General features: G+C 65.1%; 14 protein-coding genes. 9 read left to right on the top strand and 5 right to left on the bottom strand.

Annotated features, from left to right (window positions below):
- The first annotated feature begins 7 nt into the window (after positions 1 to 7).
- Positions 8 to 1,054, top strand: coding sequence for a tRNA (adenosine(37)-N6)-threonylcarbamoyltransferase complex transferase subunit TsaD (gene tsaD, locus ACK543_RS05270; protein WP_409941801.1), 1,047 nt, complete (start codon positions 8 to 10; stop codon positions 1,052 to 1,054).
- Positions 1,055 to 1,126: 72 nt separating this feature from the next.
- Here the strand turns inward: tsaD and ACK543_RS05265 are convergent, their stop codons facing one another.
- The gene (locus ACK543_RS05265) at positions 1,127 to 1,516 is read right to left on the bottom strand and encodes an Hsp20/alpha crystallin family protein (RefSeq protein ID WP_409941800.1); all 390 of its coding nucleotides are present in this window, start codon (positions 1,514 to 1,516) and stop codon (positions 1,127 to 1,129) included.
- Between the two features lie 229 nt (positions 1,517 to 1,745).
- On the opposite strand from ACK543_RS05265, the gene ACK543_RS05260 reads away from it, so the two are divergent.
- On the top strand, positions 1,746 to 3,134 hold the full coding sequence (locus tag ACK543_RS05260; RefSeq protein WP_409941799.1) for a branched-chain amino acid ABC transporter substrate-binding protein: 1,389 nt from the start codon (positions 1,746 to 1,748) through the stop codon (positions 3,132 to 3,134).
- 30 nt (positions 3,135 to 3,164) lie between these two features.
- Here ACK543_RS05260 and mltB read toward each other — a convergent pair whose 3' ends face one another.
- The 4 genes from mltB to ACK543_RS05240 form a co-directional block, all read right to left on the bottom strand.
- The gene (gene mltB / locus ACK543_RS05255) at positions 3,165 to 4,241 is read right to left on the bottom strand and encodes a lytic murein transglycosylase B (protein WP_409941798.1); all 1,077 of its coding nucleotides are present in this window, start codon (positions 4,239 to 4,241) and stop codon (positions 3,165 to 3,167) included.
- A 47-nt stretch (positions 4,242 to 4,288) separates the two neighbouring features.
- Positions 4,289 to 6,391, bottom strand: coding sequence for a transglutaminaseTgpA domain-containing protein (locus tag ACK543_RS05250; RefSeq protein ID WP_409941797.1), 2,103 nt, complete (start codon positions 6,389 to 6,391; stop codon positions 4,289 to 4,291).
- Between the two features lie 107 nt (positions 6,392 to 6,498).
- The gene (locus tag ACK543_RS05245) at positions 6,499 to 7,479 is read right to left on the bottom strand and encodes a DUF58 domain-containing protein (protein ID WP_409941829.1); all 981 of its coding nucleotides are present in this window, start codon (positions 7,477 to 7,479) and stop codon (positions 6,499 to 6,501) included.
- A gap of 58 nt (positions 7,480 to 7,537) precedes the next feature.
- Positions 7,538 to 8,458 (bottom strand): AAA family ATPase, encoded by a 921-nt coding sequence (locus ACK543_RS05240; RefSeq protein ID WP_409941796.1) that lies wholly within the window; start codon positions 8,456 to 8,458, stop codon positions 7,538 to 7,540.
- Positions 8,459 to 8,559: 101 nt separating this feature from the next.
- Between ACK543_RS05240 and ACK543_RS05235 the strand changes: the two genes are divergently transcribed.
- The 7 genes from ACK543_RS05235 to ACK543_RS05205 all read left to right on the top strand — a co-directional run bounded on the left by ACK543_RS05235 (position 8,560) and on the right by ACK543_RS05205 (position 17,023).
- Positions 8,560 to 9,465, top strand: a complete 906-nt coding sequence (locus ACK543_RS05235; protein WP_409941795.1) for a histone deacetylase family protein — start codon at positions 8,560 to 8,562, stop codon at positions 9,463 to 9,465.
- A gap of 272 nt (positions 9,466 to 9,737) precedes the next feature.
- Positions 9,738 to 10,529 carry an enoyl-CoA hydratase gene (locus ACK543_RS05230; protein WP_409941794.1) on the top strand — a complete coding sequence of 264 codons (792 nt, stop codon included), beginning with the start codon at positions 9,738 to 9,740 and terminating at the stop codon, positions 10,527 to 10,529.
- Positions 10,529 to 11,893 carry a mechanosensitive ion channel family protein gene (locus ACK543_RS05225; protein ID WP_409941793.1) on the top strand — a complete coding sequence of 455 codons (1,365 nt, stop codon included), beginning with the start codon at positions 10,529 to 10,531 and terminating at the stop codon, positions 11,891 to 11,893. Before ACK543_RS05230 ends, ACK543_RS05225 begins: the two co-directional genes overlap by 1 nt.
- Before the next feature lie 302 nt (positions 11,894 to 12,195).
- Positions 12,196 to 12,945 carry an electron transfer flavoprotein subunit beta/FixA family protein gene (locus ACK543_RS05220; protein ID WP_409941792.1) on the top strand — a complete coding sequence of 250 codons (750 nt, stop codon included), beginning with the start codon at positions 12,196 to 12,198 and terminating at the stop codon, positions 12,943 to 12,945.
- 151 nt (positions 12,946 to 13,096) lie between these two features.
- A complete protein-coding gene (locus ACK543_RS05215; RefSeq protein WP_409941791.1) occupies positions 13,097 to 14,029 on the top strand; it encodes an electron transfer flavoprotein subunit alpha/FixB family protein in 933 nt (310 codons plus the stop codon).
- 75 nt (positions 14,030 to 14,104) lie between these two features.
- Positions 14,105 to 15,925, top strand: coding sequence for an acyl-CoA dehydrogenase (locus ACK543_RS05210; RefSeq protein WP_409941790.1), 1,821 nt, complete (start codon positions 14,105 to 14,107; stop codon positions 15,923 to 15,925).
- A 144-nt stretch (positions 15,926 to 16,069) separates the two neighbouring features.
- The gene (locus tag ACK543_RS05205; RefSeq protein ID WP_409941789.1) at positions 16,070 to 17,023 is read left to right on the top strand and encodes an NAD(P)H-dependent flavin oxidoreductase; all 954 of its coding nucleotides are present in this window, start codon (positions 16,070 to 16,072) and stop codon (positions 17,021 to 17,023) included.
- Positions 17,024 to 17,280: the final 257 nt, after the last annotated feature.

The following is a 17,280-nucleotide window of genomic DNA, read 5'->3' as shown; positions in this document are numbered from 1 at the left end:
TCGGCGCATGAGTTTGCTGATCCTCGGTATCGAATCGTCCTGCGACGAGACAGGCGTGGCGCTGGTGCTTTGCGCGGGCCAGGCGGTGCCCACGCTGCTCGCGCACGCGCTGCACAGCCAGATTGACATGCATCAGGCGTACGGCGGCGTGGTGCCCGAGCTGGCCAGCCGCGACCATATCCGCCGGGTGCTGCCGCTGACCCAGGCGGTGCTGGCCGACGCGCACCAGACGCTGGCCGATGTGGATGTGGTGGCCTATACACGCGGCCCCGGCCTGGCCGGAGCCCTGCTGGTGGGTGCGGGTGTGGCATGTGCGCTGGGCGCTGCGCTGGGCAAGCCCGTGCTGGGCGTGCATCACCTGGAGGGGCACCTGCTGTCGCCATTTCTCAGCGCAGACCCGCCCGAGTTCCCGTTCGTGGCGCTGCTGGTATCGGGTGGGCACACCCAGCTGATGCGCGTGGACGGCGTGGGTCGCTACAAGATTTTGGGCGAAACCATCGACGATGCTGCGGGCGAGGCGTTTGACAAGTCTGCCAAGCTGATGGGCCTGGGATATCCGGGCGGGCCTGCCTTGTCGCGCCTGGCCGAACGGGGTAGCGCAACGGCCTTCAAGCTGCCGCGCCCGCTGCTGCACAGCGGCGATCTTGACTTCTCGTTTGCGGGCCTGAAAACCGCTGTGCTTACGCAGGCGAAAAAGCTGGGCGACGACCTGGAGGCCCGCAAGGCCGACCTGGCCGCGAGCACCGAGGCGGCTATCGTCGAGGTTTTGGTGAAAAAGACCCTGGCAGCGCTGCGGCAAACGGGCCTGCAGCGCGTGTTGGTGGCCGGGGGCGTGGGGGCCAACCGCCACCTGCGCGCGCAACTGGATGCGGCCTGCGCGCGCAGCAGCGTGCGCGTGCATTACCCCGAGCTGCACCTGTGCACCGACAACGGCGCCATGATCGCCATGGCGGCCGCCATGCGGCTGCAGTCGGGCCAGCAGCAAGCCCACACCGACTACGCGTTTGACGTCAAGCCGCGCTGGCCGCTGGATGCCATCGGGGCGAAGGCCTGATCGGGCCATCGCCGCCCGCATCGCGGCGAACGCCTGACCGCGCGGTGCACGGTCGGGGCAGCCCGCCCGGGCTCAGTCGATCGCCAGAGGGATGGCCTGGCTCACAGGTTCCACGCGCGCCAGCGTGAGTGTGAGCACGCCGTTTTCCAGTTTGGCGCGGCTGGCGCTGGCATCCAACTCGTGGGCAAGCTCCCAGGTGCGGTGCAGCTTGCGCGGCGCGCCTTCTGCGCTTTGCACGCTGACCGTGGAGCCTGCCAGGTGAATCTGAAGCTGTTCCCGGCTCAAGCCCGGCACATCCAGGGCCAATGTGGTGGTCTTGTCGTCCTGGGTCACGGTGCAGCCGCGGCTCGGCGTGGGTGCGGAGCCGGCCAGCGCGCCCATCAAAAAGCGCTGCAGGGCCAGGTCGGCGCGGCGTGGCTGAAACACGTAGGAAGCACGGGGAATCATGGGGGTAAAGATCATGGAGGAGCTCCTATACACTGCGCGGCTTTCGACATGGCGGCCGCATGCTCGGCAACTATGTGCGACAGCAATGCATTTCAAGGGAATCACTGGCATGAATAAATTGCGTCTTGCACGCTTGAAAAATAGCTTGAAGGCTCTAGGAGCCTGTCGGACTTGGAGCGTCGAAAGCGAAAATCGGCCCCAGCGAGGACAGGTTTTGCCGAATTTGCAGCCCCATAGCCGAGCTATGGGGCAAAAAGGCGGTGAAAAATGGACCGCTGCGGTCGATTTGCAGCCGACGATTTCCAAGTCCGACAGGCTCCTAGGTCCGGCCGCTTGCGGCGTCTGCGCGGCTCTGGCCCTTGTGCTGCCTGCCCCGGCAGTCTGGGCCCAGGTGGCCGCCCCTGCTACCTCGACGGCATTGCCTGCAACGCAGGCCCGACCCGTGAAAATCGCGCTCATTGAAAGCCTGTCCGGCGCATTCGCCAACACGGGCGAGGCGGTGTACCGCAATGTCTTTTGGGCACTGGAGCGCGTGAACGCGCGCGGTGGCGTGCAATTGCCGGCGTCGGCCGGTGGCCCGCGCCCGCTGGCGCTGGAGCGCTACGACAGCAAGGGGCAAAACGAAGAGGCTCTGTCGGCGCTGCGCGCAGCCATCGACGATGGCGCGCAGGTTGTCTTGCAGGGCAACTCGTCGGCCACGGCAGCGGTGCTGATCGACGCCATCAACAAGCACAACGAGCGCGAGCCCGGCAAGCGCGTGCTCTTTCTGAACTACTCGGCTGTCGATCCGATCCTCACCAACGAAAAGTGCAGCTTCTGGCACTTTCGCTTTGATGCGCATGCCGATATGCGCATGGCCGCTCTGATGGAGGTGATGCGCGAGGACAAGGCGCTCAAGCAGGTGTACCTGATTGGGCAGGACTACAGTTTTGGCCACGCCGTGCTGCGCGAGGCGAAAAAGCAGCTTGCGGCCCAGCGCCCCGATGTGGCTGTGGTGGGCGAAGAACTGCACCCCATTGGCCGCGTGAAGGATTTCGCTCCCTACGCGGTCAAGATCAAGGCCAGCGGCGCGCAGGCGGTGGTCACGGGCAACTGGGGCAACGATCTGACCTTGCTGGTGAAGGCGTCGCGCGAAGTGGGCTACGAAGGCAGTTTCTACACCTTCTATGGCAATGCGCTGGGGGCCCCGGCGGCCATGGGCGACGCGGGCATTGGCAAGGTGTTTGCCGTGGCCGACTGGCTGCCCAACGTGCCGGGCGCGCAAAGCGAGGCGTTCTACCAGTCATTCCGTGCGCGTTTTCCCAAGCCGCAGGACGACTATGTGCACATGCGCATGCAACTGATGGTCGAGGCCCTGGCTCAGTCGATTGAACGTGCCGCCAGCACCGACACGCTGGCAATCGCGCGCCAGATGGAGAACGCCAGCGTGCAACTTGCCGGGCAGGGCGGCAGCATGCGTGCGGGCGATCACCAGTTCCAGCAGGCGCTGGCGGTCGGCGTGATGGACAAGAAGGGCGCGCCCGGAGTCAAGTTTGATGTGGAAGGCTCGGGCTATGGGTTTCGCGTGGTGCGTCAGATCCCGGCGGCCAAGGCGCAGCAGCCGCACAGCTGCAACATGCAGCGGCCCTCCTGATCGACCGCTTGGCCCCTGGGGCGGCTGCCGTCACGGGCTGCGGCGCGCAGCAGCGACTTCGCGCCCCAGCTCGATGACGGCCATGGCGTAATAGCTTGACCAGTTGTAGCGCGTGATGGCGTAGAAGTTCTCGGTGCCTGCCACATAGTTTGGAGGCTCTGCGCCGTTTTGCAGCTCCACCAGCGCCAGCAGTCCGGCGTGCTGCGCGCCAGCGGCATCCAGCACGGCGCCCTTGGCCTGCATGCTGGCCGCACTGAAGGTGGGCAAAATGTCGGGGACCAGCAGGTCATCCAGCTGCAGCCTGCTCGCGTCAAACTGCACGGCAAAGTGCGTGGGCATGCCCGGTGTCCAGCCGTGTCCGCGAAAGTAGTTCGCCACCGAGCCGATGGCGTCCGGCGCGCTTTTGAAAAGATCCACCCGGCCATCGCCGTCGAAGTCGATTGCGTAGCGCACCCAGCTCGATGGCATGAACTGGCCCAGCCCCATGGCCCCGGCATAGCTGCCGCGCGCTTCGAACGGATCGGCACCACTGCGCTGGGACAGGCTCAAGAACTGCTCGAGCTCGCGCCGGAAGAATTCCGTGCGCTCTGGCGCGCGGGGGTGCGCGGCAGGAAAGTCAAATGCCAGCGTCGCCAGCGCATCCATCACACGGAAGGTTCCCATCTGCTGGCCGTAGATGGTTTCCACGCCGATGATGCCGACGATGATCTCCACCGGTACCCCGTACTCGCGCTCAGCGCGCTCCAGCGTCGCCTGGTTCTCTTGCCAAAAGCGCAGACCGGCGCGGATGCGGATCGGGTCGATGAACCGGCCTCGATAGGCGCGCCAGTTCTTGGCAGTGCCTTTGGCGGGGGGCAGCATGAGCCGCGGCACCTGCGGCAGAAACCGTGCCTGCCCGATGGTCTGGCGAACCCATTCGCGGTCCAGGTCGCGGCGGGCGGCCACGTCGTCTGCAAACTGCAGCGCCTGCGGACGCGACGCGTAGAGCACCGGTGCCTTGGGATGGGCGGCCCCGTGGCCGGTCGCTGGCCGGTGGGCTGCGGGCTTGGAAGATTTTGGTTTATTTTGCGCAGTTGCGCCTGCTGCTACTATGGTTGTAGCTATCATAAAGATAGCGGCCGCAAGCCGGGATGCTGCTGTGTGCATGGTCTTCCCTAGGCGTTGCTGGCGTGCCGACGGGCTTGCCCCGCGGCAGCCGCGTTTGCGTTGCTGGGGGCCTGAGGCCAGCGCAGGGCGCGGTACTCGCGCCGCAGGTCGGTCAGCGCTGTGCGGTCTGACTGCGCGGTGGGCGCATAGCGCAGACGCTCCAGGCGCAGCAGCCAGTCGGCCACGGCGGCTCCTTGCGCTCCAAACTGCGCCTGTATGCGCTGCGCCATCGACCGCGGCGGAAGGTGGTCCGGCAAGGGCAGGCCCGCCATTGCCAGGCGTCGGCGTGATCGGTCCAGCAAGCGCAGCCACGGGTCGTGCTGGCTGCGCTCCCACAGGCTCCATCCCACGCCCCCCAGTGCAAAGGTCAGCACGATGATCCCCAGCACCATGGTCAGGTCTTGCCAACTGGGCGACTGGAACCCGAGCGCCTTGAGCAGATCCATCTGCCGCGACTGGGTGTAATTGAGCACCCACTGATTCCAGCGGCTGTTGACGGCCTCCCATACGGCGCGCATGTTCTGCACAAGGTCTGGACTCAGCGCGCCTACGGCGTTGGCGAATGCGCCGCGCGGTGCTTGCAGGCGCTGGGAAGCCCCGGTGCGCCCGGGTGAAACGGCGCTGGTGGGGTCCACGCGCACCCATCCTTTTGCGGGCATCCATACCTCGGTCCAGGCGTGGGCGTCGCTCTGGCGTACTGTCCACAGCGAGTCCACCGGATTGCGTTCCCCGCCCTGATAGCCGGTGACGATGCGCGCCGGGATGTCCATGGCGCGCATCAGCACGACGAACGCCGAGGCGATGTGTTCGCAAAAGCCTTCCTTGCGGTCAAACCAGAACTCATCGGCCGTGTGTTGCCCGTACACGCCCGGGTCGAGCGTGTACACGAAGCCGCCGGTGCGCAGCCGTGCGAGCACTGCCTCGACGAGGGCGGGGGAGTTGTCCCGCGAGGGGTCGGGCGCAATGCGCGGGTCGTTGCGCATTTGCTGGGCCAGTGCCAGTGTGCGCGGGTTAAATCCCGCGGGCAGTTCGGTGTAAGCCCGCAGCGCGGGCGTCATGGCCACCGGGCCGTGCGCGAATCGCGGGTAGCTGGTGGCGCTGTAGCGCACAACATCGGTGATCGGACGCATCGCCAGCCACTGCAATTCCTGCGTCATGAACGTGCCGACGTTGGCAATTTCGGGTTTGTCGGGCGCAGCGTCCAGTAGCAGCAGCCAGGGATGCTTGTGGGGCTCCAGAACGACTTCGTAACGCAGTGGTTCGCCCTGGGTGCGCAGGTTGGCGGGCGGGGTGGGCCTGGCGGCAATGATCTCCCCGGCCTGGTCGGACATCGGCAGCCACTCGGCGCCATCGAATGATCCAAACACCGGGCCGCGGAAATAAAGATCGCGTTGGGGCGGGGGTTCGCCGCCGGGCGTCTCGAACCGGATGCGCATGGCCACACCATCGTCCAGCGCCATTTGCGCCACGCTGCCAATCTTCATCACCCCCGAGAGTCCGCTGCGCCCGGCCATGGCGTCGCCAGGCACGCCCCACAGCGGGGCCATGCGGGGAAACAGCATGAACAGTGCAGCCATGATGGGCGCGCCCAGAAGCGCCATGCGCACCGCCGTGCGCAGCGACTGCGCCAGGGGCGGACGGCCTACCGGCATGTGGGCATTGACCAGCGCTGTGAGCAAGCCCAGCAGCGCCACCAGCATGGCGGCTGCGGTCAGCAGCGACTGCGAATAAAAGAAGTTGCTGAGCATGGTGAAAAAGCTCAGGAAGAACACCACCATGGCATCGCGGCGGGCGCGCAGCTCCAGCATCTTGAGCGTCAGCAGCATCACGATGAGCGTGACCCCCGCATCGCGCCCGAGGATGGTGCGGTGCGTGAACAGCGTGCCCGCCACTGCAACCCCCAGCAATAACAAAAGCGTCCAGCGGCTGGGCAATGGCTGGCCGCTCCACGCCAGCCAGCCCCGCCACAGCATCAGGCTGGCGACCATCAGCGTGGCCCACACCGGCAGGGTGCCGACCTGCGGCGCGATCACCCACACGATCACGAACAGCAAAAACAGGGTGTCGCGCGCGTCGCGGGGCAGGGATGCGAGTGTTTGGCGCAGGGTCATCGGGTGGCGTGGCTAGGGGTGCGAGTTGCTATAAAAGTAATAGCTATCAGGGATTGGCGGACGTGCGTGGCAGGGTTTTTTGGTTCATATTTTGGTGCCAGGTTCGTTCACAGCAGCGCCAGGGTTTCCAGGCAACGCCGCCGGTGGGCTGCGCCCGTGTCGGGGGCGATCTCGGTGCCTGCCACGCGCAGACCGTAGTCCAGCCCCAGCCGGTCGGCCTGCAGCACCCAGGCCGTCAGGCGCGAGATGCGGGCTTCGGGGTTGGGCACGGCGGCCAGGTTGATGTCCAGCCACAGTTCATGCCGCTGCGCCTGCTGCGCGTCGCGGCTGACCAGATCGTCAGTGCCGGTGCCCAGCGACTTGGCCGCCTTCTTCCAGACCACCAGCTTGAGCGGATCGCCGCGGCGGTATGCGCGCACGCCATCGAACTCGTTCATGCCCTGCGACTGCGCGCTGCCCGTGCCGCCGCCGCGCGGCACGCCTGCGGGCAGGGGCGGAGCCGGAGTTTCCGGCGTGGGGTACACCAGCACCTGGGCTGCGGGGCGCCAGTAAGTCCACACGCGAAACGTGCCCAGCGGGAAGCGCGTTTCAGCCGTGAGGGTAGGGATGCGATGCAGCCCGCGCCGCAGGGGCCGAAAGGCGATCTGCACCGTGGCAGTGCCTTGCGCGGGCACATCGGACCAGACCCAGTGGTGGGCTTCGCTGCCGTCGCCATGCACCGACATCCCCACGCCGTAGCGGGCGCTGGTGCGGTCGCTGGAGAGCTGTACCTCAATCGCCGCGGCGCTGCCCAGAAACTGCGGTTCGGGCGCGTTCAGGTGCAGCGTCAGGCCGCGCAGGTTGGCATGGCAGATATGCATGCCCACCACGGCGCTACCCGCCAGCAAAAAGGTGAGCAGGTAGCCAAGATTGAGCTGGTAGTTGATGGACGCGACCAGCAGCACCAACAACGTGAGCGCAAGCATCCATCCCGATGCAGTGGGCAGGATGTAGACATTGCGCTGCGTGAGCGTGAGGGTGTCGCTCAAGGGCAGGCGTGCCTCCCACCAGCGTTGAAAACGGCGGCGAACGGCTGTCCAGGGAGCCATGGCGCCCACGCCGGATGCGCTGGGTGTACTGATCGCGTTCGTCACGGTGCGGCTTGCATCAGGGAAGTGGCACGGCGTCCACCATGGCCCGCACCTGTTCCACGGCACCTCGCCCGGCATCGCCCACTGGTACCAGGCGGTGGGCGATGGTCTGCGGCAGGATGGCCTGCACATCGTCGGGGGCCACGTAGTCGCGCCCGCTGATCAGCGCCTGGGCCTTGGCCGCGCGCACCAGCGCAATGCCTGCCCGCGGCGACAGCCCCTGCAAAAACCAGCGGCCCGAGCGCGTGGCGGCGATCAGGTCCTGCACGTAGTTGAGCAGCGGCTCGGCCGTGTGGATGGCCACCACCTCGCGCTGCAACTGCATCAACTCGTCATCGGACAGCAGGGGCAGCATGCTGCCAACCATGTCGCGGCGGTCGGCACCGGCCAGCAGCATGCGCTCGGCCGCCCGGTCGGGGTAACCGATGGAAATTCGCATCAGGAATCGATCGAGCTGCGACTCAGGCAGTGCAAACGTGCCCAGCTGGTCATGCGGGTTTTGCGTGGCAATCACGAAGAAGGGGTGCGGCAGTGCGCGTGTCTCGCCTTCCACCGACACCTGCCTTTCTTCCATGGCCTCGAGCAGCGCGCTTTGGGTCTTGGGGCTGGCGCGGTTGATCTCGTCGGCCAGCAGCACCTGGGCGAACACAGGGCCGGGGTGGAACACAAAGGATTCCTTGCCGCGCTCGTACACCGACACGCCGGTGAGGTCGCTGGGCATGAGGTCGGCCGTGAACTGCACCCTCGAGAATTGCAGGCCAAAGGTGCGCGACAGCGCGTGCGCCAGGGTGGTTTTGCCCACGCCGGGAACGTCTTCGATCAGCAGGTGTCCGCCCGCCAGCAGGCAGGCTACGCAGTCCTGGACCTGGGACGTTTTACCCACAATCACCGTGTTAAGCTGGTCTAAGAGCGATTTGATTTTGTGCTGTGCGTTCATGGCGTGACGTTATCCGAAAAACCGGGAAAAATGCGATACGTGGGGATAAGACTGTGAGCGGAACGGGCTATTTCACCCATCGGGATTGCTGGAAACACGAAATGGGCCCCGGGCACCCAGAGTGCCCCGAAAGACTCGATGCTATCGAAGACCGGTTGCTGATCACCGGCGTTGCTGATGCGCTTACGCGCTACGAGGCCCCGCAAGCGGCGCTCGCCGACATCGAGCTGGCGCATGATCGCATGCACGTGGCGGCCATGCGCGGGATGTCCGATCGGCTCAACGAAGAGCTGTTGGCCGGTGGCCCCCAGTACGCGCAGATCGACCCCGACACCTCCATCAACGCCCACACCTGGGATGCCTCATTGCGCGCAGCGGGCGCCGCGCTGGCCGCCACCGATGCGGTGATGGCGGGCGAAATCGAAAACGCCTTTTGCGCCGTGCGTCCGCCGGGTCACCACGCCTGCCGCGGCAAGGCCATGGGTTTTTGTTTCTTCAACAACGTCGCCGTGGCCGCCAAGTACGCGCTGCAGCGCTACAACCTCCAGCGTGTGGCCGTGGTGGACTTTGACGTGCACCATGGCAACGGCACGGAAGACATTCTGGCCAACGATCCGCGCGCGCTGATGGTCGGGATCTTCCAGCATCCCTTTTACCCCTACAGCGGCGACCGCGACCCTGCGCCCAACATGCTGAACGTGCCGGTGGCGGCATACACCCGCGGCCCGGACATCCGCGAGATCATCGAGACCATGTGGATTCCCCGCCTGGAGGCCTTCAAGCCCGAGATGATCTTTGTTAGCGCCGGCTTTGACGGTCACCGCGAGGACGACATGGGCCAGCTGGGGCTGACCGAGCAGGATTACGCCTGGATCACACAGCGCATCAAAGACATAGCCCGCCGGTTCTCGAAGGGGCGCATCGTGTCCTGCCTGGAGGGCGGCTACGTCATGTCGCCGCTGGCGCGCAGCGTGGAAGCGCATCTGCGCGTACTGGCTGATGTGTGATCGTTGCCCAAGCCGTGCGCGGCCGCGCTCCCCTGCATGGCCGTTGTCGCGTGCAGGTGTGCCTGCCTCCGCGGGTGGGGGCAACAGGCTCCCCAAGGGAACCTCTGCACCCGTCCCTGCGGGCTGCGCTGGCGCGGGCCGGGCAGCTCACCGCGTTGCTTTTCTTGCCCCTGGCGCGGCTATGGGCTGCGAAAAACGCCTTGGGGCCTGTCCCGATCCACGCCAGCGCATCCTCGCGAGGGGTTTGCAGAGATTCCCCAGGAGATTGACCCATGACCCATCCCACTAGCACCGACCTGCTGCACGTTGCGCGAGATGCGCGGGGCGTGTGGACACTCACCTTGAACGACCCGGGCCGCTTCAACGCCCTCGGCAGCGACATGCTGAGCGCCTTGCAGCAGGCGCTTGCCAGCGTGGCCCAGGACGAATCGGCAAGGGCGGTTGTGCTGGCGGCCCATGGCAAGGCGTTCTGCGCTGGCCACAACCTCAAGGACATGGCCGCGCATCCGGACCTGGCCTGGTACCAGGCGCTGTTTGCGCAGTGCAGCAAGGTCATGCTGGCGATCGTCAGGCTGCCGGTGCCCGTGATTGCCCGCGTGCAAGGCATGGCGACGGCTGCCGGCTGCCAGCTGATGGCGCAGTGCGATCTGGCCGTGGCGGCCGACAGCGCCACGTTTGCGACCAGCGGCATCCACTACGGGCTGTTTTGCGCCACGCCCAGCGTCCCCCTGGTGCGCAATGTGCCGCTCAAGCGCGCCGTGGAGATGCTGGTGACGGGCGACTTCATCGACGCACCGACGGCGCTGGCGCAAGGCCTGGTCAACCGGGTGGTGCCAGCGGACCTGCTGGACGCCGAGGTGGCAAAACTGGTGGCGTCCATCGTTGAGAAGCCGCGTGTGGCGGTGGCCATGGGCAAGGCGCTGGTGTACCAGCAGCGCGAACTGGGCCTGGACGCGGCCTACCAGCTGGCGGGGCAGGCCATGGCGGTCAACATGATGGACGCTGCAGCGCAGGAAGGTGCGCGGGCCTTTTCCGAAAAACGCCAACCGGATTGGAAGCACTGATGGCCGCCGATACTGCCACCAAAGCGCTGGTGATGGTCACCGACCTGGACAGCTGGATGCGGGCCTTTGCGCGGCCAACCGTGTTGATCGAACTGGCCCTGCTCGCGCTGTGCGTGGCCGCCGCGTGGACGTTCGTGTGGGGGCTGCGTCAGGGCGCTCACAGCAAGGATCCGCGCTCCATCTGGTTCGGGTTACGGGTGGTCGACGGCGCGCTGTTCCCGCTGGTACTGCTTTGCTTTGGGTACCTCGCGCGCACGCTGGCGCAGCATTGGATTCCACTGGCGGCGTTCAAGGTGGCCATACCGGTCCTCTTGTCGCTGGTGGTGATCCGCATTGGCGTCAAGGTGCTGCAGGTGGCGTTTTCACAATCGGCCTGGGTGCGGCCGATCGAGCGCAGCATTTCGTGGGTGGTCTGGATGGGCATGGCGCTTTGGATCACCGGGCTGCTGCCGCTGGTATTGCAGGAACTGGACGAGATCCGCTGGAAGGTGGGCGCATCAACCCTGTCGGTGCGCACCATGATCGAGGGTGCCGTCACGGCCGGCGCGGTGCTGCTGGTCGCCCTGTGGATCTCTGCCGCCATCGAGGCGCGGCTGCTGCGTGAGGCCACCGGCAGCGAGCTGTCATTGCGCAAGGTCATCAGCAACGCCTTGCGGGCGGTCCTGGTGTTCATCGGGCTCATCATGGCCTTGTCGGCCGTGGGTATCGACCTCACGGCACTGTCGGTGCTGGGCGGTGCCGTGGGCGTGGGTATCGGCTTTGGTCTGCAGAAGGTGGCCGCCAACTATGTCAGCGGGTTTGTGATCCTGGCCGAGCGCAGCATGCGCATCGGCGATAACGTCAAGCTGGACGCGTTCGAAGGCCGCATCACCCAGATCAACGCACGCTACACCGTGATCCATTCGCTCTCCGGTCGCGAATCCATCGTGCCCAACGAACTGCTGATCACACAGCGGGTGGAAAATCTTTCGCTCTCGGATCCCAAAGTGTGGCTGTCCACGGTGGTCAGTGTGGCCTATGACTCGGATGTCGATCTGGTGGTGCGCCTGCTGGGCGAGGCGGCATTGGTCAGCCCCCGCGTGCTGCGCGATCCTGCGCCAACGGTTGCGTTGTCGGCCTTCGGGGCAGATGGTCTAGAGTTCACGGTGGGTTTCTGGATTACCGATCCTGAAAGCGGCACGCTCGGACTGCGCTCAGAGGTCAACCTGGCCATCCTTCGCGCTCTGCGCGAGCATCATGTGGAGGTGCCGTTTCCACAGCGCGTGGTGCATTTGCAGGCCGCAGAATCGCCCACCGCAGCGCGTGCCTCGGGCGCATCAGCAGTGCAGCGCGCGCCGTCGCCCCCGCGGGGGCTTACCCCCTGACGCGCCGGCAGGTCCGCCCCCCCAGGTGGCGCAGATGGGCTGTGGCGCTGCGGCCCCTGGCTCACCGGCACCTGGCGCGGCATCGCACCCCCAGAGGATGCTCGCCCCGTATTCCCCGGGGGCATGTACGCAAGGTCACGCTGCTGGCCTATAATTCACGAAAAGCACGACCGTTCTTTTTTTCTGCGCGATAAGCGTTCTGCGTTGATGGCCTGCCGGGTGCCGTGCGACATAGAATGTTCCAGTTTACGTAAACGTCAATTCAACCAACTTTGGTTCAACCAACTTTAGGAGTCGCAGCCATGAAGGTTTTGGTCCCCGTCAAGCGCGTGGTGGACTACAACGTGAAGGTCCGTGTCAAGTCGGACAACAGCGGTGTGGATATCGCCAACGTGAAGATGAGCATGAACCCCTTTGACGAAATTGCCGTCGAAGAGGCCGTGCGCCTGAAGGAAAAAGGTCTGGTGACCGAAGTCATTGCGGTGTCCTGCGGCGTAGCCCAGTGTCAGGAAACGCTGCGCACCGCCATGGCGATTGGTGCCGACCGGGCCATCCTGGTGGAAACGGATGTGGAGCTCCAGCCCCTGGCAGTGGCCAAGATTTTGAAGGCCCTGGTCGACAAGGAACAGCCCCAGCTCATCATCCTGGGCAAGCAAGCCATCGATGACGACGCCAACCAGACCGGCCAGATGCTCGCAGCCCTGGCGGACCTGCCCCAGGCCACTTTTGCCAGCAAGGTGGAGCTTGCCACGGACAAGGTCACCGTGACCCGCGAAGTCGATGGCGGCCTGGAAACCCTGGCATTGAGCCTGCCCGCCGTCATCACCACCGACTTGCGCCTGAACGAGCCCCGCTACGTCACCTTGCCCAACATCATGAAGGCCAAGAAAAAGCAGATGGACACCTTCAAGCCCGAAGACCTCGGTGTGGACGTGGCCCCCCGCCTCAAGACGCTCAAAGTGCAGGAGCCAGCCAAGCGTGGCGCGGGCATCAAGGTGGCCGATGTGGCTGCCTTGGTCGAGAAGCTCAAGAACGAAGCGAAAGTCATTTGACCCCCCTGAGTCGCTTCGCGCCTTCCCCCCAGGGGGACGACACCCTCGGTGCGGGGCGGCCCTTCCTCGGTGTCTCGCGCATCGGCCCCGGTTGATCGACGACCACGGTGAATGCAGACACCTTCCAAGATTCAAGAGAAAGACGACTGTCATGACAACTCTCGTTATTGCTGAACACGACAACGCGTCCATCAAGGGCGCAACCCTGAACACCGTCACGGCAGCCGCAGCCTGCGGTGGCGACGTGCACGTGCTCGTCGCTGGCCACAACGCCGGTGCCGCCGCACAAGCCGCCGCCCAGATCGCTGGCGTTGCCAAAGTCATCCACGCCGACGCATCCGGACTGGCCCACGGCCTGGCCGAGAATGTCGCGGCGCAAGTCCTGGCCATTGCCAGCAACTACAGCCACATCCTGTTCCCCGCGACTGCCAGCGGCAAGAACGTGGCCCCCCGCGTGGCGGCCAAGCTGGATGTTGCCCAGATCAGCGACATCACCAAGGTGGTGAGCGCCGACACTTTCGAGCGCCCCATCTACGCCGGCAACGCCATTGCCACCGTGCAAAGCGCAGACAGCATCAAGGTCATCACCGTGCGCACCACCGGCTTTGACGCCGCGGCTGCCTCGGCTGGCAACGCACCCGTTGAAACCGCCGCTGCCATCGCCGATGCCGGCAAGAGCAGCTTCGTCGGTAGCGAAATCGCCAAGAGCGATCGGCCCGAGCTGACCGCCGCCAAGATCATCGTCTCCGGTGGCCGGGCGCTGGGCAGCAAGGAAAAATTCGACGAAGTCATGACCCCGCTGGCCGACAAGCTGGGCGCAGCCCTGGGCGCCAGCCGCGCCGCGGTGGACGCCGGCTACGCCCCCAACGACTGGCAAGTGGGCCAGACCGGCAAGATCGTGGCACCTCAGTTGTATGTGGCTGCCGGAATCTCGGGCGCGATTCAGCATCTGGCGGGCATGAAGGACTCCAAGGTGATCGTGGCCATCAACAAGGATGCCGAGGCGCCGATTTTCAGCGTGGCCGACTATGGGCTCGAAGCGGATCTGTTTGCCGCCGTGCCGGAACTGGTCAAGGCGCTTTGAAGCCCCGAGGCTTGCACTCAGGCATCGCTCGCGATGCCTTTTTTTTGAACAAATGTCGCTTTCTCGGAGACACCCATGAGCTACACCGCCCCCGTCAAGGACATGCTGTTCGCCATCGAGCACCTGGCCCACATGGAACAGATCGCCCAGATTCCCGGCTTTGAAGATGCTGGCCTGGACACAGCCGCTGCCGTGCTGCAAGAGTGCGCCAGGTTCAACGAGGGCGTGCTGGCGCCGCTCAACTGGGAAGGCGACAAGAACCCTTCGAGCTTCAACGCGGCCGTGGTCACCACCACGCCCGGCTTCAAGGAGGCTTTTCGCCAGTACGCGGACGGTGGCTGGCAGGGGCTGCAGCACCCGGCCGAGTTCGGCGGCCAGGGCTTGCCCAAGACGATTGGCGCAGCCTGCATCGAGATGACCAACAGCGCCAACATGAGTTTCGCGCTGTGCCCGCTGCTGACCGACGGCGCGATCGAGGCGCTGCTCACTGCGGGCAGTGACCCGCTCAAGGCCAAGTACCTTGAAAAGCTGGTGACCGGGCAGTGGACGGGCACCATGAACCTGACCGAGCCCCAGGCGGGCTCCGATCTGGCGCTGGTGCGCACCCGCGCCGAACCCCAGCCTGATGGCACCTACAAAATTTTCGGCACCAAGATCTACATCACCTACGGTGAGCATGACATGGCCGAGAACATCATCCACCTGGTGTTGGCGCGCGTGCAGGGTGCGCCCGAGGGCGTCAAGGGCATCAGCCTGTTTGTGGTGCCCAAGTTCATGGTGGGCGACGACGGCAGCCTGGGCGCGCGCAACGACGTGCACTGCGTGAGCATCGAGCACAAGCTGGGCATCAAGGCATCGCCCACGGCCGTACTGCAGTTTGGTGATGGCACGGCGGCGAGCATTGCAGACAGCGCCGGACCCGGTGCGGTGGGCTACCTGGTGGGCGAGGAAAACCGTGGCCTCGAATACATGTTCATCATGATGAACGCTGCCCGATACGCGGTGGGAATCCAGGGCATCGCGATCTCGGAGCGCGCCTATCAAAAAGCCGTGCAGTACGCGAAAGACCGCGTGCAAAGCCGCCCCGTGGATGGCAGCATCAACGCCAGCGCTGCCATCATTCACCATCCCGACGTCAGGCGCATGCTCATGACCATGCGCGCCACGGTCGAGGGTTGCCGCGCCATGGCCACCGTGGCGGCTGCCGCGTTTGATGCCGCGCACCACCACCCCGATGCCGAAACGCGCAAGCAGCATCAGGCGTTCTACGAATTCATGGTGCCGCTGGTCAAGGGCTACAGCACCGAAACCAGCCTGGAAGTGACCAGCCTGGGCGTGCAGGTGCATGGCGGCATGGGTTTCATCGAGGAAACCGGGGCGGCACAGTACTACCGTGACGCCAAAATTCTCACCATCTACGAAGGCACCACCGCCATCCAGGCCAACGACCTGGTGGGCCGCAAAACGGCACGCGACGGCGGCCAAGTGGCCAAGGGCGTTGCCGCGCAGATCGAGAAGACAGAGGCCGACCTGCTGACCAGCGGTACGCCCGCCGCGCAGGCCGTGGCCCAGCGACTGACAGCGGCGCGCAAGGCGCTGCTGGATGTGATCGACTTTGTGGCTGCCAATACCAAGGCCCAGCCCAACGCAGTGTTTGCGGGCAGCGTGCCGTACCTGATGCTGGCGGGTAACGTGGTGGCAGGCTGGCAACTGGCCCGCAGCCTCCTCGTGGCCCAGGACCTGTTGCACAAGGGACAGGACACCGCGTTCATGCAGGCAAAAATCACAACCGCACAGTTTTACGCCGACCACATCCTGGTGAAGGCCCCGGGTCTGCGCGACAGCATCGTGCAAGGCGCTGCCAGCGTGACCGAACTGGCGCTGGAAGCGTTCTGAACGCGCCCCGTTGCAGAGGGAGCGGTGTGGCACAAGGTCATTGCGGCTGGCGGTTGTTTGCTATAAAAATAATAGCTTTAAAGTCTTTCGCGATAGGCGTAAGCGGGCATTTTGATTAACAAATTTTTCCTGGAAGCCGTTGCCATGTCCCATTTGCCCCCCGTCCTCCAAAACCTGTCGCCTCCCATCATTGGCGCGCCGTTGTTCATCATCAGCAACCCCCAACTCGTCATCGAGCAGTGCAAGTCGGGCGTGGTTGGCTCCATGCCCGCATTGAACGCGCGGCCCGTCGCGATGCTCGATGAGTGGCTGGCCGAGATCACCGAAACCCTGGCAGCCTACAACCAGGCCCACCCCGACCGGCCCGCAGCCCCCTTTGCCATCAACCAGATCGTGCACAAGAGCAATGACCGGCTGGAACATGACATGCAGGTCTGCGCCAAGTACAAGGTGCCCATCATCATCACGTCCCTGGGCGCTCGCGAGGACGTGAACCGTGCCGTGCACGACTGGGGCGGCGTGGTGCTGCACGACATCATCAACAACAAGTTCGCGCACAAGGCCATCGACAAGGGCGCTGACGGCCTGATCGCTGTGGCCGCCGGGGCGGGTGGCCATGCAGGCACCAAGAGCCCGTTTGCCCTGATCCAGGAAATCCGCCAGTGGTTTGACGGCCCGCTCGCATTGAGTGGCTCCATCGCCAGCGGCGGGGCCGTGCTGGCTGCGCAGGCGATGGGTGCAGACTTTGCCTACATCGGCTCGGCGTTTATTGCCACGCACGAAGCACGTGCCAGCGACGCCTACAAGCAGGCCATCGTGGACTGCAACTCTGACGACATCATCTACAGCAACCTGTTCACCGGCGTGCACGGCAATTACCTGGCCCCTTCGATCCGAGCGGCGGGCATGGACCCCGAAAACCTGCCCGAGTCCGACCCCAGCGCGATGAATTTTGGCGGCGACGCCAAGAAGGCCTGGAAGGACATTTGGGGCTGTGGTCAGGGCATTGGCGCCATCGATGCGGTGGCGAGCACCGCTGAGCTGGTGGCCAGGTTCCGTGCGGAATATGAAGCAGCCCGAGCGCGCCTGAAGCTCTGAAGCCCCGAAGCTCCGAAACCCTGCGGCGGTCCACCTTGCCTGGCGCTGAGGCCATGGTTGCCTTCACATGCGCAGCCGCCGCTTGCGCCCTGCTGGCGTAGCATGGAAAGACTGTGGGGAACCTCTAAAAACCCCCCACCTCAAACGCCGAAGACAAAACGAAAGCCTAGCCGATGCCTTCCCCGCCAACCCGCAGCGCCATCAAACACGATCTCTTTGCCGACAACACGCGGCTGGCCAAGCTCGATGCGCTGGGC

The organism is Acidovorax sp. (assembly GCF_046341535.1).
In the GTDB taxonomy this organism is placed as follows: domain Bacteria; phylum Pseudomonadota; class Gammaproteobacteria; order Burkholderiales; family Burkholderiaceae_C; genus Acidovorax.
Note: the sequence above shows the minus strand (reverse complement) of the source record. Positions and strands in the feature narration are given on the sequence as shown.